Consider the following 22,985-nt stretch of genomic DNA (forward strand, 5'->3'; position numbering starts at 1 on the left):
TTGGAGGTCACGATGAGGTTCCGCCCAGGAGCCAGCGGTCTCGCACTGCTGGCTGTCTGTTCCCTAACCCTTGCCGCGTGCAGCGCGGGCAGTCTCGGATCCAGCGACGACGCCGGTGGCAGCGGCGCGGTCGAGATCACGTACCTGACCACGAACCAGGACCAGGACGTGAAGGAGGCCGAGCAACTCGCCAAGGACTTCCACGCCAAGAACTCGAACATCACCGTGAAGGTCGAGACCCGGCCGGGTGGCACCGAGGGCGACAACATCATCAAGACCCGGTTGTCGACCGGCGACATGGTCGACGTGTTCAACTACAACACCGGGTCCCTGTTCAACGCGATCGCACCGCAGAAGAACCTGCTCTCGGTCAACGACGAGCCCTGGGTCGCCAACCTGGACGACAACTTCAAGAAGACGGTGACCGCCGAGGGCCAGGTGTACGGCGCACCCGTCGGCGGATTCATGGGTGGCGCGGTCCTGTACAGCATCCCGGTCTACGAGAAACTCGGGCTGAAGATTCCGAAGACCTGGGCCGAGTTCATGGCCAACAACGCCAAGATCAAAGCCGGCGGCGGTGGCGTCGCCCCCGTCATCCAGACGTACGGCGAGACCTGGACCTCGCAGCTGTTCGTCCTCGGAGACTTCCACAACGTCTCCGCGGCCGAGCCGGACTTCGCCGACAAGTACACCAAGAACCAGGCGAAGTACGCGACGTCACCGGCCGCGCTGAAGGGGTTCGAGCACACCGAGGCCGTCCACGACGCCGGCTACGAGAACAAGGACTTCGCCTCGGCCAAACTGCCGGACGGTCTCAAGATGCTTGCCACCGGCAAGGGTGCGCACTACCCGATCCTGTCCGGCGTGGTCGCCAACATGATCGCCACCTACCCGGACGCGGCCAAGACCGTCGGACTGTTCGCGCTGCCTGGTGACGACGCGAGCAAGAACGGCCTGACGCTGTGGACGCCCGGCGGCCTCTACATCCCGAAGACCACCGAGGGCGACAAGCTCGACGCCGCCAAGAAGTTCCTCGCCTTCGTCGCCAGTCCGGACGGCTGCGCGTCGCAGACCAAGGCCGGCGCACCGACCGGTCCGTACGCGGTCAAGGGCTGCACGCTCGGCAACGACGTACCGCAGGCCATCAAGGACATGCAGCCGTACCTCGACAAGCCGGGCGCGTCCAGCCTGGCGCTGGAGTTCCTCTCGCCGGTGAAAGGCCCGTCGCTGGAGCAGATCACCGTCGAGGTCGGGTCCGGCATCCGCAAGGCAAAGGACGGCGCCGCCCGGTACGACGAAGACGTCAAGAAGCAGGCCCAGCAACTCGGGCTGGCGGGTTGGTGAGGCCCCATGACCGCATCGATGCCACACCTCCGGCGCGGCGGGTCATGGGGCTGTAACTCCCGACCTTCCCTCGTCGCTCCAGTCGCTTCGCTCCCTCCGCTCCTCAGTCCAGGTCGGGAGGCCCCATGACCGTTACCTCGGCCCGTCCTCAGGACCGCGTTGACTCGACCCCGGCCGCGAAGGCGATCGGGGGGAAGGTCTACACGCCGTACTCGTTCTGGTTCTACCTGCCGACCGCGGTGCTCTACAGCGTGCTGTTCCTGGTCCCGACGTTCGCGTCGTTCTACTACAGCCTGACGCGGTGGAGCCTGTTCGAGTCGAAGTTCATCGGGTTCGACAACTTCGTCACGTTCTTCCAGGAGCCGGCGCTGGTCAAGGGCTTCACCAACACCCTGATCTACGCCGTGGTGACGTCGGGTTCGAAGGTCGTGCTCGGTCTGTTGCTCGCCGTCCTGCTGACGTCGCGGATCGTCGGCCGCGGCTACCTGCGGTCGGTCGTGTTCTTCCCGGTGCTGGTCAGCACCGTCGGCGTCGGCCTGCTGTTCCAGGTGCTGATGAACCCTGAACGCGGCATCATCAACGGTGCGCTGGGCGTGTTCGGGATCCAGGGGCCTGGGTGGCTGACCGACCCGAAGTGGGCGCTGATGTCGATCGCCGCCGTCGACGTCTGGAAGGGCGTCGGGCTGGCGACCCTGATCTACATCGCCGGCATCGTGTCGATCCCGCGGGAGTACATGGAGGCCGCCCGGGTGGACGGCGCCGGGTCGTGGGAATCGTTCCGCCGGATCGTGCTGCCGCTGTGCAAACCGGCCACCGTCACCGTGATCATCCTGTCCCTGATCGGCGGCCTGCGGTCGTTCGAGCTGATCTGGGCGATGACGCGCGGCGGGCCCGGGTTCACCTCGGACGTGATCTCGTCGGTGATCTACAAGCAGTACCAGGCCGGGTTCTACGGCCTCTCGACAGCCGGCAACGTGATCCTCTTCGTGGTCGTGACTGCGATCATCCTCCCGCTGTCATGGTTCCTGAACCGGAAAGAGGTGGACATGTGAGTACGGTACATATGCCGCGACTCCGTCGCGGCGGCTCATGGGGCTGTTGCTCCCGGTCTTCCCTCGTCGCTGCGGTCGCTTCGCTCCCTCCGCTCCTCAGTCCAGACCGGGAGGCCCCATGAGTACCGCCGAACTCGTCAACCACCGGCCCGGGCGGAGCTATCTGCTCAGTGCGGTCGCGATTGTCGCCTCGATCGTGGTCTTCATCATCCCGTTCGCGTTCATCGTGCTGACCGCCGTGAAGGACCGGCAGCAGTCCGCGGACCTGGACTTCTCCTGGCCGCACCAGTTCCAGTTCGTGCAGAACTTCGTCGACGTGGTCAAGGCCCGCGACTACATGCTGGTGATCGCGTTCATCAACAGCACGATCCTGACCGTGGCCAGCGTCTTCGGGATGGTCGTGCTGGCGGCCATGGCCGGGTTCGTGCTGCAGCGGCGGAAGAGCAAGTGGAACGGCTTCATCAACTTCCTGGTGCTGTCCGGCCTCATCATCCCGCCGGCCGTCGTACCGACGATCTGGGTGCTGCAGAAGCTCGGGCTCTTCAAGACCATGCCGGGACTGATCCTGATCGAGATCGCGTTCGGGCTGTCGTTCTGCATCCTGTTGTTCCGCGCCTTCGTCGCGACCATTCCCCGCGAGCTGGACGAGGCGGCGATCATCGACGGAGCCGGGCCGTTACGGTTGTTCTTCCGGGTCATCTTCCCGCTGCTCAGATCCGTCATCATCACGGTCGTCGTGGTCCAGTCGGTCAACGTGTTCAACGACTTCGTGAACCCGCTGTACTTCCTGCCCGGCGACAAGAACGCCACCGTCCAGCTCACCCTCTACAACTTCTCCGGCCAGTTCAGCACCCAGTACAACCTGCTGTTCATGGACATCCTGCTGATCACGATTCCGCCGCTGATCATGTTCCTGTTCTTCAACCGGCAGATCGTGGCGGGTATGACGTCCGGAGCGGTCAAGGGGTAGCAGGCTTGCGGACGATCAGGGCCGCCTGGCCCGCGTCCTTCTCAGCGGGCAGCGCCGCGCGCGTCAGGGTCGCCACCTCGGCGAACCCGGCGCTCGCGAGCAGCCCGGCCACGTCGGCGACGTCGTACATGTAGACCTCGAGGTCTATGTCATGACCGTAGGCGTTCCTCAAATGCCGGCTGCCATCACCGACTTTGAAGCCGTGCACGAGGTGGCCGCCAGGCCGCAGCACGCGGAACAGCTCCGCGAACACCGCCGGCAGGTCCTCGCGTGGAGTGTGAACCAGCGAATACCACGCGAGGGCCCCGGCCAGCTCACCGTCCTTCAGGTCCAGGTCGAACAGCGAGCCGACCTCGAAGCGCAGCTCCGGGTACTCCCGCCGGGCCACCTCGATCATCCCCGGCGTCAGATCGACCCCGAACACGTCCATCCCGCTGCCGGCCAGGTACGTCGTGATCCGCCCGGTGCCGCACCCGAGATCCCCCACCGGCCCGTCGGTGACCAGGTGGCCGAAGTAGTCGAGGGCCCCTTTCTCGAACGGATCCGCGCGGTGATAGTCGCGCAGAATCGCGTGGTAGTCGGTGGCAGCGGCGTTGTACGACCCTTGGATATCGTTCACGCCAGAACCTTAGGAAGGCCCTCCGACAGTTTCTCGTAGTCCGCGATCGAGTTGTACGCGTGCGCCGAGAGCCGGATGAACCCACGGTCGTCGAAGCCGGTCAGCGTGATCTCGGCCTTCAGCTCGCGGGACACCCGCAGCTTCAGCGCGTCGCCGCCGCTGAGATCGACCGAGGACGGCAGCTCGACCAGGCGCATCGTCGCCGGCGGGTGCGCCACCTCGGCCACACCGGTCCCGAGCGCCTTCGCCAGCACCTTCGCGCCCTCCTCGACCAACGTGGTCAGCTGCGGGCGACGGGTCGGCCAGTCGAGCTCCGCCAGGACCCGCAACGATTCCGGGGCCGCGATCCACGGCACGTAGTCGTACGTGCCGAGCATGTCGAAGCGCTCCGGCATCCGCTCGTCGTACTCCGACCACGACACGATCAGCGGCATCGACGCCGTACGCCATTGCTCGGCGACGACCAGCCCGGCCGTTGCCCGCGGCGCGGCCGGCCACTTGTGGAAGTTGCCGGTCCAGAAGTCGGCTCCCGCGGCGGCCGGCGCGTCGATCAGCGCCGGGGCGTGCGCGCCGTCGACCACGATCGGTACGCCGCGCTCGTGGGAAGCCGCCACCAGCGCATCGATCGGGAAGACCTTCGCCGTACCCGACGTGATCTGGTCCACGATCAGGACGGATGCGCCGTCCAGGCGGTCCGCGATCAGCGCGACCACGGTCTCGTCGTCGGCCTCGATCGGGATCTCGACGATCGCCACCTCGGCGCCGTGCGCCTTCGCGAACCGCTCGGCCGCGTACCGCACCGCGCCGTACGCGTGGTCGGTCAGCACGATCCGGCTCCCGGCCGGGATCGGCAGCGTCTGGAGCGCGACGGTCACGCCGGCGCTCGCGTTCGGGACCAGCGCGAACCCGTGAGGGTCGGTCTCCAGGTACGCCGCCAGGGCCAGGCGGCTCGCGGTCAGCCGGTCGGCGACGGTACGGAACCAGACCATCGGGTTGGCGTCCATCTCGGCGCGGAGGCCGGCCATCACCTCCTGCGTGCGGCGCGGCACAGCGCCGTACGAACCGTGGTTGAGGTGCAGAACGCCGGGATCGAGAGTCCACAGATCGGGGCGGGAGCGGAGTACTGTCACCACCCAAACGGTACATACTGCACACGTGCACCCCTACCTCGACCATGACGGACCGATCGCGATGGCCCATCGAGGCGGCGCCAAGCACCCGGACAACATCGGCTACGAAAACTCGCTGCACGCGTTCCAGCACGCCGTCGACCTCGGGTACTGGTACCTGGAGACCGACCTGCACGCGACCAGCGACGGCGTCGTGATCGCGTTCCACGACGACCGGCTCGACCGCGTCACCGACCGGACCGGCGTGATCGCGGAGCTGCCGTGGTCGGAGGTCAGCAAGGCGAAGATCAACGGCCACGAGCCGATCCCCCGCCTGGACGAGCTGCTCGAGCACTTCCCGGAGACCCGGTTCAACCTCGACATCAAGGCCGAGGGCGGGCTCGAACCGGCCGCGAAGGTCCTGCGGGGCGCCGACGCGATCGACCGGATCTGCGTGTCCTCGTTCTCCCAGTCGCGGGTCCGCCGGATCCGCAAGCTGCTCGGGCCGCGGCTGTGCACGGGGTACGGCGAGTGGGAGATCGCCATGATCCGCTTCCTGCCGTTTGCCCTGAACGCGGCCGGCGCCTGCCTGCAGATCCCCGAGCGGTACGGCGCGCTCCACGTCCTCACGCCCGGCCTGATCAAGCGCGCGCACTCCCGCGGCAAACAGGTGCACGTCTGGACGATCGACGACCCCGACGCGATGCACCGGCTGCTCGACGCCGGCGTCGACGGCATCATCACCGACCGCACGGACCTGCTCCGCGACGTCCTGAAGGAGCGGGGTCAGTGGAGTTGAAGTGTTATCCCCAGAGTTGTCCAGAGGTACGCCGCATCGTCCCCCGGACCTGACACACTTCCGCGCATGGGATTCCTCTCCGCCCCGCCGGCGGTCGACAAGCGCGAGTACTGGGGATTCAGTCTCTACGACTGGGCCAACTCGGGCTACGTCACCACCACGGGCACCGTCCTGTTCGCGCCGTACCTGACATCGGTCGCGGAGAGGGCCGCCTGCGGGTTCGTCGGGACCACCGACAACCCGTGCCACACGAACCTCAACGTGCTCGGGCTCGGCATCTCCCCCGGCTCGCTCGCGTTCTACGTCGTCACGGTCGCGACCCTGGTGTCCGCACTGTTCCTGCCGGTGGTCGGCGCCATCGCGGACCGGATGTCGCACAAGAAGCTGCTGATGTGCGGCTTCGCCTGGGCCGGCGCTCTTGCGGCTTGCTGCATGGTGTTCGTCGACGACGGACGCTGGCAGCTCGGTGCGCTGCTGCTGTTCGTGGGGAACCTGTGCCTCGGCTCGTCCCTGGTCGTGTACGACTCGATCCTCATCGACATCGCTCCACCGGATCAGCGCGACGCCGTCTCGTCCCGCGCCTGGGCCTTCGGGTACGCCGGGGGCTTCCTGCTGCTCCTGGTCAACCTGGCAGTCGTCACCGCCCACGACGCCCTCGGGCTGAGCCAGAGCACGGCCGTACGCCTCAGCCTGCTCAGTGCGGGGCTCTGGTGGGGAATCTTCACGTTCTTCCCGTTCCTCCGGCTGCGGAACCGGCCGCCGACGAACGTCGTACAGGTGCGCAGCGGCAGCCTCGTGCGCCAGAGCTTCGGTCAGCTGGCCGCCACCCTCAAGCACCTGCGCAGCTACAAGATGACGATGCTGTTCCTGATCGCGTACCTGTTCTTCAACGACGGGATCCAGACGGTCATCTCGGTGTCTTCGACGTACGGCGAGAAGCAGCTCGGGTTCGAGACGCAGGTGCTGATCGCAACCATTCTGCTGGTCCAGTTCGTGGCCTTCTTCGGGGCGCTCGCGTTCGGCCGGTTCGCCCAGCGGTACGGCGCGCATCGCACGATCGCCGGCGGCCTGGTGGTCTGGATCCTGATCGTGATCGCCGGCTTCCTGCTGCCCGCGCACCAGATAGCCCCGTTCCTGGCGATGGGGACGGCGATCGGGATCGTGCTCGGCGGGACGCAGGCGCTGTCCCGCTCGGCGTTCAGCCAGCTGATCCCGAGGGGCCGCGAGGCGGAGTACTTCTCGCTCTACCAGGCGGGCGAACGCGGGACGTCGTGGCTCGGCACGCTGGTGTTCGGTCTCGTCCACCAGCTCACCGGCTCGTACCGTCCCGCGATCGTCGCCCTCGGCCTCTTCTTCGTCGTCGGCCTCGCGCTGCTGGTCCGCGTCGACATGCGCCGCGGCATCGACGAAGCCGGCAACAGTCAGCCGACCGTGGTCTAGGCAGTGGGTTAGCCCGTGGTTCAGGCCGTGTTCAGCCCGTGGTTCAAGTCGTGGTTCAGGCCGCGCCGGGGCCGACGTCCGCGGCGGTGAGTGGGCGTCGGACCGGTGCCGCGGTCGAGTACTCGTCGGCGCCCACGTCGTACGGCGCTGTCCGTGCCTGCCCGTCGACGTCGTCGCTGATCTGACCCGTGTGGTCGACGGCAGCGGCGTTCACCGCGGCACTCCCCGAACCGAGCCGATAGACGCCGTCGGCGCCCGCGGTCAGCTTCGGATCGGCGCGCGTGACGCCCGACGACGGGATGTTGCCGTTGGTCGCCTGACCCCAGACGATGTTCCCCGCCCAGCTCAGGCCGTCGAGGTACGGCATGTCGACCAGCTCGCCGCTGTCGCCGACCATCAGATTGTCAACAACCACACAATCCAGCGGAGGCACCGTGCGCTGACTCTCACCGACCAGGGCCTGGCCGTTGTTCCGGAGGGTGTTCAGCGCGATCGTCACGCGGTCAGGTGCGTCGTTGCCGGTCCGGGAGCTGGACGGCTCGCCCTCGTAGTGGTCCCGCTCCGTGCCGCTGCCGAGCACCACGCCGGCGCCCGCGATCCCGCTGACGTAGTTGTTCACGATCAGATGGTCGTTGCCGTAGATCCGGATCCCGTTCTGCCCGGAGAGCAGATAGTTGCTCTCGACCCGGTTGTCGTTGCCGTGCCGCAGGACGAGCCCGCCGAGGGACGAGCGGATCGTGTTGTACCGGATCGTGTTGCCCGACGACTTCACCGAGATCGCCTCGGGGTCGCCGTTGCACCGCTCGAACAGGTTGTACTCGACCGTCGCGTCGGCGGTGCTGAGCGCCCGGCTGCTCACTCCGAGCCGGATCGGTTCGCCGCCGTTCGCCCCGGCGTACGTGTGGTCGCGGAAGTAGTTCCGCAGGATGTGCGTGCGCTGCGCCATCGCCTCCGAGCCGGGGCCGTCGATCACGAGGTACACGCCGAGGGTGGACTTGTCGTGGAAGACGTTGCGGTCGATCTTCGCGTCGTCGCCGCGGACGACCACCCAGTGGCCGGTCGACGCCGCGAGGGCGAGGTCGTTGCGGGTCAACCGGATCCGCGGGCAGTCCGCCGGGATCTCCAGCGTCGTACTCTGCCGGAACGCGAACCCGCTGATCGTGATGTCCGACGATCCCGAGAACACGAAGCTCTGCGCGCCGGTGAGCGTCACACCGCCCCGGCTCTGGGCCACGATCGTGATCGGCGCGCTGCTGGTCCCGTGCCGGTTGGTGATGGTGATCGGCGACCCCGACGGTACGGCGTACGAACCGTTCGCCATCGTGATCGTGGTGCCGGCGGTGGCGCTGTTGATTGCCTGTTGCAACTCGGCCAGCGAGGTCACCGTTGCCGTTTCCTGGGCGAGCGCTGCTCGCGCACCTACCAAGGAAACTGCGACGGCGCCACTGCCGGCCAAGAAGGTACGACGGTCCATGACGAGGCTCCTAGTTGTGTGGGCGGTACAACTTCCGGTACTCGCTCGGGGTCACCGAACTCACCTGGCGGAACACCTTGGAGAAGTAGGACTGGTCCATGCCGACCTCGGCCGCGATCTCCTCCATCGGGCGCGCGGTCGTCGTCAGCTCGCGCTGGGCCCGTTCGATCCGGGCGCGCTTGATGTACTGCTTCGGCGACAGTCCGAACTCGGTGCGGAAATGCCGCAGGAAGCTCGGCAGGTCGTAGCCGAACACGGCCGCGAGCTCCTCGACGCTCGGCAGCGTCGCGAGATTGTCCTGGACGTACTGCACGATCCCGGACTCGCTCGTCTGCCGCTCCGACAACCGCACCGAGCCTGGCGGTGCACTGTCCAGATAGTGCGCGAACAAGGCAGTCAGCGCCGAACGCAGCCGCAGCGGCGTCGCGAGACCGGGCGGGTCCCGGTCCGCCGCACCGACCTGCTCGAACAGAGCCGCCGCCTCCTCGGGCGCCTTGCTCGGGACGACGTACGGCAGCGTCAGCATCTCGCCGATGTCGCGGTCGCCGATCAGCGCCGAGAAATGCAGCCAGTGCTTGCGGAAAACGTTGTCGCTGATCGTCTCGTAGGAGACCGGCACGTCGGCCGGCAGGTAGACCAGTTCACCGGGCCGCGGATAGAGCTCCTGGTCCCGTACGACGAGACGCCCCTCCCCCTCCAGGATCAGGTAGAGGCGCGAGAACGGATCCGGCATCAGAGCCCGGGACCACTCACGGTGGACCTTCGTGATCCGGGCCGCGACCACCAGATCCAGCCGTAGCCGGTCGAGATACGTGCGGATGATCTCCTGCTCTCCGACAGCGCTCTCCTGGGTCGTCCTCATCGCATCGTCCCGCCATTTCCGAGGCCGTTTTGTACTTTTTGCGCCTCATTTCGTCGGAAGATAGCGCTTTCCAGGCGAGGTAGTCAATGAGTCGTCGGATCTCTGGCCGGCAGGGTTCGGTTACATCGGTACGACGGAAGCGACGAACTCACGCACCTCGGCGGCTGTCGGGCGGGTGCCGGTGCGGTCGGCGAACATCATGTGGCTCGAGCCGATCAGCGTCAGGCCGAGGACGTCGATGTTGGCGCCTGGGCGGATGCGGCCGTAGGTCTGTTCTGCGGCGAGGTAGTCCCGGATGGCCTGGCCGGCTTCGCTGAGGATCGGCACGCCGGTGGGCACGGCCTCCCGCAGGCGGGCGCGCAGGCCGTCACGGGAGATTGTCAGGCTGACGATCGCGACGGCGACCGAGCCGAACAGGTCGGTCAGCATGGTGGTGAGGTTGTCGACGACACTCCCCTGCCCCGCGGCCTTCAGCAGCGCTTCGGCCTGGTCGTCGAGGCGGCGGATCCGGCCGAGGACGAGCTCGGCGAGGAAGCCGTCGAAGTCCGTGAAGTGCTTGTGCAGCACGCCCTTCGCGCACCCCGCCTCCGCGGTCACAGCCCGGCTGGTCAGCGCCTCGGGACCGTCCCGCAGCAACACTCGCTCGGCCGCGTCGAACAACTGCTCCCGGGCGTCCCGCATCGCCACACCGGTCGGCACGCACACCCCTCCCTTGACACAAATGGGCAACCGCCCACTACCGTGGGCACATGCCCACTCTACCGCCGAACCCCCACCCGAAGCAGCCCACCGCCGCGAGGCAACCCGCCGCCCCGCTGCGGTCCACCGACCCGAAGCAGCTCGCCGACCCGCTGCGGCCTGCCGATGCTGATCCGCATCGGCACCGTGAGATGGCTGAGTCTTTCGGCGCCGACGCGGCGCTCTACGACCGGGCCCGGCCGTCCTATCCGACCGCCCTCATCGACGCGCTCGTCGCCGCGGCGCCCGGTCGCGACTTCCTCGACGTCGGCTGCGGGACCGGCATCCTGTCCCGCCAGCTCCAGGCGGCGGGATGCCGAGTGCTCGGCGTCGACGTTGACGAGCGAATGGCGGCGTACGCGCGCTCGACCGGAGTCGACGCCGAGGTCTCCCCGTTCGAGACCTGGGATGCGGCCGGTCGTACCTTCGACGCGCTCGTCGCCGGAATGACGTGGCACTGGATCGACCCCGCGGTCGGCTCCGCGAAGGCCGCCGACGTGCTTCGCCCCGGCGGGACGTTCGCAGTCTTCTGGTACGTCCTGCAACCGCCACCCGACCTCGGCGCAGCCTTCGCGGCCGTCCAGCGCGACGTACTGCCCCAGAACCCAGCCGCCGCGCGAGCCGCCGCCTCGCCCCTCGGTGCGTACGAGCACTTCCTGGACCGAACCGCCGACAACCTCACCGACGCCTTCACCGACATCTCCCGCGCCACGTTCCCCTGGTCCCGGACGTACACCCGCGACGAGTGGCTCGACCAACTCCGCACCAGCGGCATCGCCAAACCCCTCGCCGACGCCGGCAAACTCGACACCGTACTCAAAGGCACCGGCGCAGCGATCGACGCCGCCGGCGGCACCTTCCCCCTCGACTCCGTCGCCGTAACCCTCACCGCCACCCGGAAGTGACCGTGCGCTCGGCCGGGGTGCTGGCCGGGCGCACGGGTTGAGGCGGATCGCCAGGCCATCACAATTCATCGCCGAACGCCTGCGGCACGCTTGGCGGCGCGGTGGGGGCGCGATTGTGATGGCCTGGCGGTCCTCAGCGCGAGGACGGAGTCGCGGTTGGGTTGCGGAAGCCGCCGAAAGTGCCCTGGCGGACTGTGTTCGCGGTGATCGTGCCGTTGGTGTTCTGGCCGCTGACGACGACCTGCTCCCCCGCCTTCAGGTCCGCCGCGGTGCCCTTCGACGTGATCTCGTACGTCGTGTCGCCGGTCAGCTTCACGGTGACGTTGCCGGACTGGGTCTTCACGACCAGCTCGGAACTGTTCGCCGAGACCACCGTGCCGACCGTCCCGCCACCGCCCTGCCCACCACCAGGCCCCTGACCGGGTGCGCCGTACCCGTTCTGGCCGCGGAACCCGCCGTACCCACCCGCACCGCGACCACCGGCCTGCGGCTGGTTCGACGAGCTGTCCGAGGCGAACGCCGCGTGCAGCCCGGCACCCGCGCCGAGCCCGATGGCGAGGACCACCATCCCGGTAAGGATCGCCGTTGCCAGCGGCAGGTTGAGGGTCTTCTTCGGCTTCAACGCCGCCTCGACCTCCTCGTCGGACCCGATCTGGGCGAACTCGTCGGGCGTCTGGTCGCTCATCGACGTCCTCGCTTCGCTCCGGGCGCCGATGAGACTCGGCGGACGCTGTGCTCGATGATGAACTCGCTTCGCTCGTTCATGTAGAACAGGCCTCTCACTCGTGACGTAGTGCATCGATGGGACGGAGGCCGGCGGCTCGGTGCGCCGGCATGCTGCCGAAGAACAGGCCCACCGCCGCGGACACGCCGAGCGCGAGTCCGATCGACGACGGCACCAGGACCGGGTGTACGCCGGCCAACTGGAAGCGGGTGACGATCAGCGCGGCCCCGACCCCGACCGCGCCGCCGATCAGGCTGAGCAGCGTCGCCTCGATCAGGAACTGGCCGAGGATCGTCCGCCGCCGGGCGCCGAGCGCCTTGCGGATGCCGATCTCCCGGGTCCGTTCGGTGACCGTGACCAGCATGATGTTGGTGACCCCGATCCCGCCCACGACCAGGCTGATCGCGGCCACGGTCGCGAGCAGCGCGGTGAACGTCGCCGCGGTGTCCTGGCTGGTCTGCAGGATCTGCGCCGAGTTCGTGATCCGGAACGGCGAGGTCTCGTCGGCGGGCACCTGGTGACGGGCGGTCAGCAGCTGCGTGACCTCGGCCTGCGTGGTGTCGACCCGGTCCTGGCCGGCCGCCTGGACGACGATCTGGTTCAGGGCGCCGTACCCGGCCTGGGTCGCCCGGAGCGTGGTGATCGGGACGATCGCGGTCGCGTTCGGGTCGTTGAAGCCGGTGCTGTCCTTGCTCGCGAGTACGCCGAGGACGGTGAAGTCGACCGCGCCGAGCTTGATCGTCTGACCGACCGCGCTCGCGGGCCGCGTGAACAGTTCGGTCGCGGCCGTCTGCCCTAGCAGGATGACCCGCTGCGAGCTGTCGACGTCGGCTTGCGTGAACGAGCGGCCGAGCTGCACTGGGGTGTTGGTGGTGGGCAGGTACGTCGGCGTGGTGCCGATCACCTGGTTGACCGTGTAGCTGGTGTCGCCGTTGGTCGCCGTACCGGAGCTGGTCATCACCGGTGCGACCGACGAGACGTCGGGAGCCAGGTTCTTGTCGGCGAGCGCGGTGGCGTCGTCGAGCGTAAGGCTGTACCGCTGGTTGGCCGGGCCCGCCTGGCCGCGAACGAAGCCGCCGCCACCGCCCGTCGTCGAGACCGTGAGCAGATTGGTGCCCATGGCCTCGAGACGGTCCTGTACCGCCTTCCCGGAGCCGTTGCCGACCGCAACCAGCACGATGACGGCGCCGACGCCGATCGAGACGCCGAGGACGGTGAGGAGCGATCTCAGTTTGTTCGCGGTGAGGCCGCAGAGTGCGGCGCCCATCAGGTCGCGGGGAGACATCAGCGGGTCACCTCGTCGGAGACGATCCGGCCGTCGGAGACCTGCACGAGCCGCCGGGCGCGGGCCGCGACGTCGTGCTCGTGGGTGATCACGATGATCGTGCGACCGTCGGCGTGCAGGTCGTCGAACATACCGAGCACCTCGGCGGTCGAGTGGGCGTCGAGGTTGCCGGTCGGCTCGTCGGCCAGCAGGATCCGCGGACCCGTCGCCAGCGCGCGGGCGATCGCGACGCGCTGCTGCTGACCGCCGGACAGCTCGTTCGGCCGGTGGCCGGTGCGGTCGGCGAGACCGACGAGTTCGAGCGCTCGCTGCGCGCGCTTGCGGCGTTCGCCGCGGCGCAGGTGGGCGTAGGTGAGCGGCAGTTCGACGTTCGCAAGCGCGGTGGTGCGCGGAATCAGGTTGAACGACTGGAAGATGAACCCGATCTTCCGGCCGCGGACGAGCGCCTGCTGGTCCTCGCTCAGCCGGGCCACGTCGCTCCCGTCCAGCCAGTACTCCCCGCGGGACGGTACGTCGAGGCAACCGAGGATGTTCATCAACGTCGACTTGCCGGAACCCGACGAGCCCATCACCGCGACGTACTCGCCGGCCTCGACCCGCAGCGACACACCCCGGAGAGCGTGCACCGCGGTCTCGCCCTGGCCGTACGTCTTGGTGACCTCCCGGATCTCGATCAGGGACTCAGCGGCCACGGAAACCTCCGGCGCCGGTTCCCTGGCCGACGCCCGCGCCCGGGAACTGGCCGCCGCCCGGCAGCTGTCCCTGCCGGCCCTGGCCGTTCTGGGTGCCGGTGCCGCCGATCGCGCCCTGCAGCAGCTCGATCCGGTCGCCTTCGTTCAGGCCGGACGTGATCTGGGTGTAGCTGTCGCCCCGGACGCCGACCTGCACCTCACGCGTCCCGCTGCCGTCGGCCATCGTGACTGTGTACGTCGTCCCGCTGGTCGCGATCGCTGTGCTCGGGACGTAGAGGGCGTTGGCCGCCTTCGCGGTCTGGACCGTGACGTTCGCGGTCTGGCCCATCCGGGCGTTGGCCGGGAGCTTGGCGAGGCTGAAGGTGGCCGAGTACGAGACCACGCCGTTGGTAGTGGTCGGGGTCGGCGACACGGTCGCCAGCGATGCGGTGAGCGTCGTACCGGGCTCGGCATTCAGGGTGACCGTCGCCGCCTGGCCGGCCTTGATCTTGATCGCGTCGGCCTCGGCGAACGCGGCCACCACCTGGAGCGCCTTCAGGTCGGCGATGTCCACGAAGCCGGTGCCGGACGTGGTCGACGTACCGGAGTTCGAGGCTGAACCTTGACCTGAGGTCGAGCCTTGGCCGCCGCTGCCTGAACCGGAACTCGAACTCGAGCTGGATCCGCCGGCCACCGAGCCGACCGTGCCGTTGACGGCGGTGACGGTGCCGGCGATCGGCGCCTTCAGCGTGGTCGCGTCAACCGCGGCCTGAGCCGCCTCGACGTTCTGGTCGGACTGTTCCTTGTCCGCCTTCGCCTTCGCCAGGCTCGCCTCGGCGTTGCTGACGGCGACCTCCGGACTCTGACTCTGCCCTTGACCTTGAGACTGCTGAGTCTGCTGAGTCTGCTGTTGCTGGCCGTTGCCCGGGGTGGGAGTCGGCGAGGGCGAGGCGGAAGCTTCCTCGGCCGCCTCCAATGCGTCCTGCGCGTCGCTGAGGGTCTCCTCGGCCGCGGTGACCGAGTTCGCGGACGCGATCTGGTTCTGCTGGGCGATCCGCAGCTGCCGCTCGGCGGCGGCCGGGTCGATCTTCGCGATCGCCGCGCCCTTCGCCACGACCTGGCCGACCTTGACGAGCACCTGCGTCACCGTGCCGGACGTCTCGAACTGCGGGGACGCGGTCTGCGAGCTCTGCAGCGTGCCGCTCGAGCTGACGCTCGCGGTCACGTCGCCGCGCTGCACGGCCACCGACGGCTGGGTCGCGCTGGCGGCCGGCGGATCCTTCTTGAAGAACAGGAAGTAGGCGGTGACGGCGATGGCGAGGACGATGGCCACCAGGGCCACGTTCACGAAACTGAGGCCACGGAGCTTGTGGCGGGGTAGCACCATGGACGCTGAGGCTAGGGTCGGTTGCTGAGGAGTAGATCCTCGATTCCTGGCAACAGGCTGTGAACCAGGTATCGAGTTGGTGCGTCGTACGTCGGGCGGCTTGGGACGCGCCGTGACACAGCGGGATCTGTGAACAGTCGATGACAGCAGGTCACGACGACAGTGTCAGGTGCGTACATATGGCTCGGACATGCCAAAATGGGAATGATCCGGGCCGGCCGACCGTTGGCTCGGATGACGATCTCGGAGGTTTGACATGTCTAATCGCGTACTGCGTGGTTCGGGGCTGGGTGGGGTCAGCTTCGAGGATGACCGCGGTGTCGAGTTCGCGCCGCGCCAGATGATCACGTACGACTGCCCCCGCGGCCACGTGGTCGAGGTGACCATGGCGCACGACGCCGAGGTGCCCGCGATCTGGGAATGCCCGCACTGCGGCAGCGAGGCCGCCCGCTCCACCGGCGAGAAGCCGGAGCCGAAGCAGGAGAAGCCGGCCCGTACGCACTGGGACATGCTGCGCGAGCGCCGGAGCATCTCGGAGCTGGAGGAGCTGCTGGCCGAGCGGGTCGACCTGCTCCGCAAGGGCGAGATCGGCCCGGCGCACCTGCACCGGACCAAGCGCACCGCCTGATCTACTGGGAACCCTCACCGCAAGGGCGCGGTGAGGGTTTCTTTTTGCCTTGATTTGCCTAATGCCTTTAGGTAATCACATAATGAGTTATGGCACGAGTGGGGTTGAGCAGTGCGCGGCTGGCGCTGGCCGGTGCCGAACTGGCCGACGAGGTCGGGTTCGAACAGGTCACCGTGTCGGCGCTGGCCCGCCACTTCGGCGTCCAGGTCGCGAGCCTGTACTCCCACGTCCGCAACTCCGACGACCTGAAGGCCCGCATCGCCACGGTCGCTCTCACCGAGCTCGCCGACCAGGCGGCCGCGGCCCTCGCAGGGCGCGCAGGCGGCGACGCCCTGCACGCCCTCGCCGACGTCTACCGCGACTATGCCCGAGCCCACCCGGGCCGCTACGCCGCCACACGCCACACCGCCGCTGCCTCAGTTCCGGTCGAGCAGTACGTCGCTGCGGGGCGGAGACACTCGGAGCTCGTCCGCGCGGTCCTTCGTGGATACGACCTCGGCGAGCCCGCCCAGACCGACGCCGTACGACTCCTCGGCAGCACGATCCACGGCTACATCACCCTCGAGCTCGCCGGCTCCTTCTCCCACAGCGAGCCCAGTGCCGGCGAGAGCTGGCCACGCATCATCGACGCCCTCGACACCCTCCTCCGAAGCTGGAGCTGACATGATCACTACCCCAATCACCGGCGACCTGCTCCGCGGTGCGCTCGACCTGGAGCAGACCGACCGCGGCGTGCTGCCGCACCGCCTTCCTGCTTGGGCGCGAACGCAGTACGACGACGACCAGATGTCGATGGTCGAGGCACAACCCTCCGGCGTACGCCTCGTCTTCCGTACGTCGGCCACCGTCGTCGAACTGGAGACGCTGCCGACGAAGCGGGACTACGTCGGCGCTCCCCCACGTCCGGACGGCGTGTACGACGTACTCGTCGACGGCCAGCTGGTGACGCAGCTCACCGCGACCGGCGGCGACGTCATCACCATCGACCTGATGACAGGTACCACCTCGCGGCGTCCTGGACAGCCCGAAACGCTGCGATTCGCCGGGCTGGCCGCCGTACCGAAGACCGTCGAGATCTGGCTGCCGCACGACGAGACCACCGAACTCGTTGCCCTGCGCACCGATGCTCCGATCGAGCCGGTTCCGGTTGCGGGTCGGGTCTGGCTGCATCACGGCAGCTCCATCAGCCACGGGTCCAACGCCACCCATCCCAAGGGCACCTGGCCGGCCCTGGCCGCCGCTCAGGCCGGTGTCGAACTCGTCAACCTGGGCTTCGGCGGCAGCGCGTACCTGCAGCCGTTCATCGCCCGCACCATCCGCGACACGCCCGCCGATCTGATCAGCCTCAAACTCGGCATCAACATCGTCAACAGCGACGGGCTCCGCCTTCGCAGCTTCACCCCGGCCGTCCATGGCTTCCTCGACACCATCCGCGACGGCCACCCTGACACGCCGCTCCTGGTCGTCTCCCCCATCCTCTGCCCGATCCACGAGGACACGCCTGGACCGACCAACTGGGACCTGTCCGCCCTGGCCGCCGGCGAACTCCGCTTCACCGCCACGGGCAACCCCGACGAGATCCCGGCCGGCAAACTCACCCTGTCGGTCATCCGCACCGAGCTGGCCCGCCTCGTCACACAACGCGCCCTCACCGACCCCAACCTCCACTACCTGGACGGACGCGACCTGTACGGCGAAGCAGACAACGTCGCCCATCCGCTCCCCGACGACCTCCACCCCGACGCCGCCACACACGACCTGCTCGCCACGCGCTTCACCCGTCACGCGTTCGGACCCAAAGGCCCTTTCACAGGTGACGTCCGGGGCTGATGGCTCAGTAGCGCGCGAAGTCTTCCAGAGAACGCAGGTCGGCGCGCCTGGCGGCGATCGTGACGCTGTCGTCGGTGATCTCCTCGATATCGTCCCAGGGCAGGTACCAGACATCGCCGAGTCGTGCGTGGATGAGCCGACGGAGCAGCTCGGGGCCGACATGGCGCTCGTAGCCGAAGAGCCGCGTGGCCCGCTTCTCCACGACGATCAGGCCGTCGACCCGCAGCGCGCGCTGCATCGAGACCAGCATCGGACCGTCCTGGACCAGGCGAACGTCCGCGACGGAGCCGACGACGTCGCCCTCGGCGTCCAGGACGTGGCGACCGAGCAGGTCATTCAGGCGCATGGCGGGCTCCCGGGATCTTCGCGATGACGTGGTTCTCGACCCAGTCGTCGTAGTAGTCGAGCTCGAGGTCCTCGACCGCGACCGTCACCGCCGTATCGATACCGGCGATCCGGCGGGCCGTGATCTGCTCCCGGCCGGTGATCAGTGCGGCCACGACCGGCGGATCGGCGTCCAGGTCGAGTTCGACGTCGTCGATCTTTCCGGCCAGGTGACCGTCGGCCTGGTCGATCAACTGCCGGTCCAGGAGATGCAGCTGGGCGTGCAGCACGCGCCCCGATTCGCTGGGCGTCCCTGGCATGGTCACTGCCCTCCTTTCGTGATGATCATCAGCGGTATCGCCGCCACCGAGGCGACGATGAGCAGCGCCAGGTAGACCAGGCCCACCGCGTTGCGCACCGGACCGTTCCTCTCCTCGCCGACATAGTCGGGGTCGTTGGCAACGATCAGGATCGGCAGGTAGGTCAGCGGCAGGGCCACCGCCGCGAACACCACGGAGTACTCCGTCACCTGCACCGGATCGACGGCCGTCAGCAGCGTCAGCATCGCCAGGACGAGGCACACGATGATCACCACGTGGAACCGGGACGCCTCCCGCGGCCGGACGAACTTCCCCCATTGCCAGCCGCGGTACTGCGCGATCGTGTAACCGCACGACAACGCGGTTTCCAGGGCCGCGCCGAAGGTCGCCGCGAACACCCCGATCAGGACGATCGCCAACCCGAGCTTGCCGAGGGCAACCGCCACCGGAAGGGTCACCTGGCCCAAGGTCTCGACCTTGATGGCCGCCGGCAGGAACAGGACCGCGGCGCAGCCCATGATCGCCAGCGACAGCAACCCGCCGAGCGGGAAACCGACGAACACGTTGGACCGTGCCGTCACCAGGTCTTTCCGCGTCCATTTCTCCTCGACCCCTCCGGACGAGAAGAAGAACACCTCGTACGGCGTCATCGCCGCACCGAACAGTGCGATCCCGTAGTACGCGTAGGTCGCCCAGTTCTCGTGACCGATCGGATGCGGCCGCGTCGCCTGGTGCAGCAGCTGGCCCCAGTCCGGTCCGAGCTTGAACAACGCGACCGCGAACACGATCAGCAGCAGCCCGAGCAGCCCGAAGACCTGCTCGAGCCGGGAGAACTTCACCCTCCAGATCACCAGCCACACCGCGAACGCGGCCAGCGGCATCCAGAGCAGGTAGTGCACTCCACTCGCGAGCTCGAGCGCCAGTGCCACACCGCCGATCTCGGCGATCAAGGTCAACAGCGTCACCAAGAACGACGCCACCAGGGTGAGCAGTCCCGTCCGGGAGCCGAGCCGCTCGCGGACCAGGTCGAACACCGGGCGTCCGGAGATCGCCACGACCCGTCCGCACATCTCGGCGTACAGGCAGATCCCGATCACTCCGACGACCACCACCCACGCCATGTGCATTCCGAACCGGGCGCCGACCAACGCGTTGGTGACCAGGTCACCGATGTCGACGAAGCCGCCGATCGCGGTCAGGATCCCGAGCGTGACGCCGAGTACCTTCTTCATTTCGCGAGCTCCCCGATCCGGCCCAGATCGGCACTGGATCGGCGAAGCGCCGCGAGCTGCTGTTCGGCCGCCGCCAGATTGCCGTTGCCGAGCGCGATCCGGACCGCCGTCACCGCGGTCTGCGCATCGTCCAGGGTCTTTGTGACCTGCTCGTAGAGCCGTGTCGAGGTTTCCGTCGACGGCTGCTGGGCGGAGAACGAACTCGTTGCCTTCTCGACACCCTTCTCGGCGTCTCCGACGATCTGCCCGGCGGCCTGCGACCACAGCTGGTGGGCCCGTAACTGCTCGACGGCCAGCCGGGTGGTGCTCACCTCGGACGCTGCGTCGCGGGCCGACTGGGCGGCCGCTGACCGCAGCTTCTGGTCCGGGTCGGCACAGCTGCTCAGAACCACCACCAACAGCACTGCCACAGCTATCGCTCGACGCATTCCCACCGTCCCGAATCCGATAGTCGTACGACGGACCGGTACCCAGGCCTCATGCAAGCTCAGCGACGAGGCTCCAGACAGAGGCAGCCGACGCCGCGCGGGATTGCCGGACGTGTGCCACTCAGCAAGCGCGCATCTCCACCGGGCGTACGCGGTGACTCCGGCCGCACGGCGAGGGCCGTCGGGGTTGGTGAGTGGCGGGGCTACTTCTTGTCTGGGTCGATGACTTCGCCTTGGATTATGTCGTCTGTGGGGCGTTGGGGCCCGGGGGTGTTGGCGCCGGGGATGAAGGTGCCTAGGCCGGGGCCGCCTAGTTGGGTGGTGACGCGGCGGCTGAAGAAGGCGGTCATGGCGCGGCGGGCCAACGGGCGGGTGAAGGGGAGGACGAAGAAGAAGCCGAAGATGTCGGTGATGAAGCCTGGAGTGAGGAGCAGTGTCCCGCCGACCAGGACCAACGCGGCGTCAGCCAGCTCGCGGCCCGGCATCTTCCCGGTCTCGAACGAGCTCTGCAGCGCCCGCCAGGCCCGCCGGCCCTCGCGCTTGATCAGCCACGCGCCGAACGCGCTCTCGACCAGCAGCAGCGCGACCGTCGGCCACCCGCCGATCACCTGACCGACCTGGATGATCACGAAGATCTCCGCGATCGGAACCACCAGCAACGCGAGCGCCACGAACCACGGCATGTCCTACCCCTTCCTGCCTGAGACACCAGCGTACGGAACGAGCGGGCACGACAAACCCTGAGTGAACCCTGACTTAGACCGGGACCTTCTCGCGGCTCGGCGTCTCGGCCGCCGGCGGCGGGGTCTTGTCCGTGCGACCGCGGCGGCGCTCGATCAGCGCCAGGACGAGACCGAGCAGGCCGAGCCCGGTCAGGACCCACTCCGGCCAGCCGCCGAGAGTCATGGCCAGCGTCTGCCCGTCCCGCACCGGAACGGTCGCGACGTACACGTCCGGAACGAACTGCGCCGACTTGTGCTCGACGCTGCCGTCCGGACGGATCACGCCGGAGATCCCGCTCGTCGACGCGATCAGTACGGTGCGCCCGGTCTCGATCGCGCGCATCCGGGTGATCGCGAACTGCTGCTCGGGCTGACCCGTTCCGCCGTACGTCGCGTTGTTGGTCTGCACGATCAGCACCTGGGCGCCGCCCTTGACCACGTCGTGGATGACGTTGTCGTACGCGAGCTCGAAGCAGATGACGTCGCCGTAGGTGACCCCGCGGATCGGCATCACGCCCGGCCCCACACCCGGCACGGTCTGCGCGCCGATCATCTCCAGCCGCTTGATGTAGGGCAGCAACTGGTCGCGGAACGGGATGTACTCACCGAACGGCACCGGGTGCCGCTTCGCGTACCGCTGCCCCGGCCCGGTGGCGGGATCCCAGACGATTCCGGTGGTCTGCCGCTCGTTCTCGCCCGGTCCCTCGGTGACGGCGCCGACCAGGATCGGCACGCCGACCGCCTTCACCGCGGTCTCGATGTCGGCGCGGGTCTCCGCGTCCTTGTACGGGTCGATGTCGGTCGAGTTCTCCGGCCAGATCACCACGTCCGGCTTCAGCTCGGTGCCGGCCTCGACGCGCTTCTGCAGGTCGAGGGTCGCCTGCAGATGGTTGCGCGTCACCGTCCGCGCCCTGCCCAGGAACTCCAGCCCCTTGCCCGGCACGTTGCCCTGCACCATCGCGGCCCGCACAGTCTTGCCGTCGCCCGCGATCGACAGGGGGATCAAGGCACTCCCGAACACGATGGCCAGCCCCGCGACGAGCGCCACGGCCCGCAGGCGCAGTGCGGTCTCGCGGCGCAGTACGGCGTACAGCAGGACGCCGACGAGCGCGACGATGAAGCTCAGGCCGGGGATGCCGACGTACGCGGCCAGCTTGCCCAGGGAGTCGTCGGAGAACGCCCACGCGAGCCGGCCCCAGGGGAAGCCGCCGAACGGCACCGACGCGGTCGCGAACTCGGTCGCCACCCACAGGCACGGGATCCACAGCATCCACAGCCGAAGCTTCAGCACCTGTGTCGCGAACAATCCGAAGACCGCGTAGAACAGTCCCTCGAGGATCGCCAGCGCGATCGCCGCGTCGCCGCCGATGATGCTCAGCCACGGCACGAGGACGGCGTAGTACGCGATCCCGAACCCGGCGCCGACCAGGAAGCCGGCCTTCATCGAGATCCCGTTCAGCGCGGCCAGGAGCAGCGGTACGGCGATGACGGTGAGCCAGGGGTGGTCGTGCGGTTCGAACGCGAAGCCGAGCAGTACGCCGGCGATCACGGCCACCGCCACCCGCGGCAGCAGCCGCCCCAGCGCCTTCAACCGGTCCACGCCGTACCCCTTGTCCTCACCGCACCGGCGGACGCCGGTCGCACGACCGTACAACGTCCGGGGCACGCGAATGTATCCGGTCAGTAGCCAGAACGATGTCCGGGCCGGACGGCGGGGAACTACACGCCTGGGATTCCGGCTGTCGGAGTGAAGGGGCAGGGAAAGAGGAAGAGGCTCGGCGTGCCTTCGGACCAACCGTCGGTGCGCTGGCTGCGCACTGTCGGGCTGTTGTCTACTGGCCGCCGAGCCTCTTCCACCTCTGCCCCGCGGGGGGCTCACCGCCGGTGATCTCAGCCCCCGTCGACTCAAGCCTGGCTTTGGCCTGGTCAGCGTCGCGGGATCATCCGGTGGCCGAACTTCTTGTGACCGTTGAACGAACGGGTTGTGACGACTCCCAAAACGATGCTCGCTGGCGGCGACGGTGTCAACCTCTCCCCAGGCTCTTTGAACCCGTTGTAACACGATCGCCTGCGCCACAAGGGAAAACGAGTTTCCTTCAGCCGAGTCACGTTACAGAGCGAT

Annotated in this window: 24 protein-coding genes; 9 read left to right on the top strand and 15 right to left on the bottom strand. The window is 68.1% G+C overall.

What is annotated here, in order from left to right:
- The first annotated feature begins 12 nt into the window (after positions 1–12).
- The 3 genes from EV651_RS32105 (at position 13) to EV651_RS32115 (ending at position 3,366) form a co-directional block, all read left to right on the top strand.
- On the top strand, positions 13–1,344 hold the full coding sequence (locus EV651_RS32105) for an ABC transporter substrate-binding protein (protein ID WP_133789026.1): 1,332 nt from the start codon (positions 13–15) through the stop codon (positions 1,342–1,344).
- Between the two features lie 125 nt (positions 1,345–1,469).
- Complete coding sequence (locus EV651_RS32110) at positions 1,470–2,396, top strand: carbohydrate ABC transporter permease (RefSeq protein ID WP_133789027.1); 927 nt, start codon at positions 1,470–1,472, stop codon at positions 2,394–2,396.
- A gap of 118 nt (positions 2,397–2,514) precedes the next feature.
- The gene (locus EV651_RS32115; RefSeq protein WP_133789028.1) at positions 2,515–3,366 is read left to right on the top strand and encodes a carbohydrate ABC transporter permease; all 852 of its coding nucleotides are present in this window, start codon (positions 2,515–2,517) and stop codon (positions 3,364–3,366) included.
- Here the strand turns inward: EV651_RS32115 and EV651_RS32120 are convergent.
- Both EV651_RS32120 and EV651_RS32125 read right to left on the bottom strand, forming a co-directional pair.
- On the bottom strand, positions 3,356–3,985 hold the full coding sequence (locus tag EV651_RS32120; RefSeq protein ID WP_133789029.1) for a class I SAM-dependent methyltransferase: 630 nt from the start codon (positions 3,983–3,985) through the stop codon (positions 3,356–3,358). The two genes, EV651_RS32115 and EV651_RS32120, sit on opposite strands and share 11 nt — an antisense overlap.
- Positions 3,982–5,115: an aminotransferase class V-fold PLP-dependent enzyme gene (locus EV651_RS32125; RefSeq protein WP_238157320.1), complete on the bottom strand. Its 1,134-nt coding sequence runs from the start codon at positions 5,113–5,115 to the stop codon at positions 3,982–3,984. Before EV651_RS32125 ends, EV651_RS32120 begins: the two co-directional genes overlap by 4 nt.
- Before the next feature lie 25 nt (positions 5,116–5,140).
- On the opposite strand from EV651_RS32125, the gene EV651_RS32130 reads away from it, so the two are divergent.
- Both EV651_RS32130 and EV651_RS32135 read left to right on the top strand, forming a co-directional pair.
- Complete coding sequence (locus tag EV651_RS32130) at positions 5,141–5,893, top strand: glycerophosphodiester phosphodiesterase (RefSeq protein WP_202870610.1); 753 nt, start codon at positions 5,141–5,143, stop codon at positions 5,891–5,893.
- Between the two features lie 66 nt (positions 5,894–5,959).
- Complete coding sequence (locus tag EV651_RS32135; RefSeq protein ID WP_133789031.1) at positions 5,960–7,333, top strand: MFS transporter; 1,374 nt, start codon at positions 5,960–5,962, stop codon at positions 7,331–7,333.
- A 55-nt stretch (positions 7,334–7,388) separates the two neighbouring features.
- Here the strand turns inward: EV651_RS32135 and EV651_RS32140 are convergent, their stop codons facing one another.
- The 3 genes from EV651_RS32140 to EV651_RS32150 all read right to left on the bottom strand — a co-directional run bounded on the left by EV651_RS32140 (position 7,389) and on the right by EV651_RS32150 (position 10,368).
- Positions 7,389–8,807 (bottom strand): polysaccharide lyase 6 family protein, encoded by a 1,419-nt coding sequence (locus EV651_RS32140; RefSeq protein WP_133789032.1) that lies wholly within the window; start codon positions 8,805–8,807, stop codon positions 7,389–7,391.
- Positions 8,808–8,817: 10 nt separating this feature from the next.
- The gene (locus EV651_RS32145) at positions 8,818–9,669 is read right to left on the bottom strand and encodes an AraC family transcriptional regulator (RefSeq protein WP_133789033.1); all 852 of its coding nucleotides are present in this window, start codon (positions 9,667–9,669) and stop codon (positions 8,818–8,820) included.
- Positions 9,670–9,789: 120 nt separating this feature from the next.
- A complete protein-coding gene (locus EV651_RS32150; protein ID WP_133789034.1) occupies positions 9,790–10,368 on the bottom strand; it encodes a TetR/AcrR family transcriptional regulator in 579 nt (192 codons plus the stop codon).
- A gap of 50 nt (positions 10,369–10,418) precedes the next feature.
- On the opposite strand from EV651_RS32150, the gene EV651_RS32155 reads away from it, so the two are divergent.
- Entirely contained in the window at positions 10,419–11,312 is an 894-nt protein-coding gene (locus EV651_RS32155) for a class I SAM-dependent methyltransferase (protein ID WP_202870611.1), read from the top strand.
- Positions 11,313–11,445: 133 nt separating this feature from the next.
- On the opposite strand, the gene EV651_RS32160 is transcribed toward EV651_RS32155, so the two are convergent.
- The 4 genes from EV651_RS32160 to EV651_RS32175 form a co-directional block, all read right to left on the bottom strand.
- Positions 11,446–11,997, bottom strand: coding sequence for a hypothetical protein (locus tag EV651_RS32160; RefSeq protein WP_133789035.1), 552 nt, complete (start codon positions 11,995–11,997; stop codon positions 11,446–11,448).
- Positions 11,998–12,091: 94 nt separating this feature from the next.
- Positions 12,092–13,321, bottom strand: a complete 1,230-nt coding sequence (locus tag EV651_RS32165) for an ABC transporter permease (RefSeq protein WP_133789036.1) — start codon at positions 13,319–13,321, stop codon at positions 12,092–12,094.
- The gene (locus EV651_RS32170; RefSeq protein WP_133789037.1) at positions 13,321–14,013 is read right to left on the bottom strand and encodes an ABC transporter ATP-binding protein; all 693 of its coding nucleotides are present in this window, start codon (positions 14,011–14,013) and stop codon (positions 13,321–13,323) included. Before EV651_RS32170 ends, EV651_RS32165 begins: the two co-directional genes overlap by 1 nt.
- The gene (locus EV651_RS32175; protein WP_133789038.1) at positions 14,003–15,379 is read right to left on the bottom strand and encodes an efflux RND transporter periplasmic adaptor subunit; all 1,377 of its coding nucleotides are present in this window, start codon (positions 15,377–15,379) and stop codon (positions 14,003–14,005) included. Before EV651_RS32175 ends, EV651_RS32170 begins: the two co-directional genes overlap by 11 nt.
- A gap of 256 nt (positions 15,380–15,635) precedes the next feature.
- Between EV651_RS32175 and EV651_RS32180 the strand changes: the two genes are divergently transcribed.
- The 3 genes from EV651_RS32180 to EV651_RS32190 all read left to right on the top strand — a co-directional run bounded on the left by EV651_RS32180 (position 15,636) and on the right by EV651_RS32190 (position 17,837).
- Positions 15,636–16,007, top strand: coding sequence for an RNA polymerase-binding protein RbpA (locus tag EV651_RS32180; RefSeq protein WP_130385606.1), 372 nt, complete (start codon positions 15,636–15,638; stop codon positions 16,005–16,007).
- 89 nt (positions 16,008–16,096) lie between these two features.
- Positions 16,097–16,669 carry a TetR/AcrR family transcriptional regulator gene (locus EV651_RS32185; RefSeq protein ID WP_133789039.1) on the top strand — a complete coding sequence of 191 codons (573 nt, stop codon included), beginning with the start codon at positions 16,097–16,099 and terminating at the stop codon, positions 16,667–16,669.
- A gap of 1 nt (position 16,670) precedes the next feature.
- Positions 16,671–17,837: a GDSL-type esterase/lipase family protein gene (locus tag EV651_RS32190; protein WP_133789040.1), complete on the top strand. Its 1,167-nt coding sequence runs from the start codon at positions 16,671–16,673 to the stop codon at positions 17,835–17,837.
- 4 nt (positions 17,838–17,841) lie between these two features.
- Here the strand turns inward: EV651_RS32190 and EV651_RS32195 are convergent, their stop codons facing one another.
- From EV651_RS32195 to lnt, 6 genes are all read right to left on the bottom strand, one after another.
- Positions 17,842–18,183 carry a PRC-barrel domain containing protein gene (locus EV651_RS32195; protein WP_133789041.1) on the bottom strand — a complete coding sequence of 114 codons (342 nt, stop codon included), beginning with the start codon at positions 18,181–18,183 and terminating at the stop codon, positions 17,842–17,844.
- Positions 18,170–18,487 (bottom strand): hypothetical protein, encoded by a 318-nt coding sequence (locus EV651_RS32200; protein ID WP_133789042.1) that lies wholly within the window; start codon positions 18,485–18,487, stop codon positions 18,170–18,172. The genes EV651_RS32195 and EV651_RS32200 overlap by 14 nt, the downstream gene beginning before the upstream one ends.
- A complete protein-coding gene (locus tag EV651_RS32205; RefSeq protein ID WP_133789043.1) occupies positions 18,484–19,713 on the bottom strand; it encodes an NRAMP family divalent metal transporter in 1,230 nt (409 codons plus the stop codon). The genes EV651_RS32200 and EV651_RS32205 overlap by 4 nt, the downstream gene beginning before the upstream one ends.
- Positions 19,710–20,123 carry a hypothetical protein gene (locus EV651_RS32210; protein WP_133789044.1) on the bottom strand — a complete coding sequence of 138 codons (414 nt, stop codon included), beginning with the start codon at positions 20,121–20,123 and terminating at the stop codon, positions 19,710–19,712. The genes EV651_RS32205 and EV651_RS32210 overlap by 4 nt, the downstream gene beginning before the upstream one ends.
- Before the next feature lie 221 nt (positions 20,124–20,344).
- A complete protein-coding gene (locus EV651_RS32215) occupies positions 20,345–20,824 on the bottom strand; it encodes an FxsA family protein (protein ID WP_133789045.1) in 480 nt (159 codons plus the stop codon).
- A gap of 73 nt (positions 20,825–20,897) precedes the next feature.
- The gene (lnt, locus tag EV651_RS32220; protein ID WP_238157321.1) at positions 20,898–22,529 is read right to left on the bottom strand and encodes an apolipoprotein N-acyltransferase; all 1,632 of its coding nucleotides are present in this window, start codon (positions 22,527–22,529) and stop codon (positions 20,898–20,900) included.
- Between the last annotated feature and the right edge of the window lie 456 nt (positions 22,530–22,985).

The sequence above is a fragment of the Kribbella sp. VKM Ac-2571 genome (assembly GCF_004362255.1).
Classification (GTDB): domain Bacteria; phylum Actinomycetota; class Actinomycetes; order Propionibacteriales; family Kribbellaceae; genus Kribbella; species Kribbella pratensis.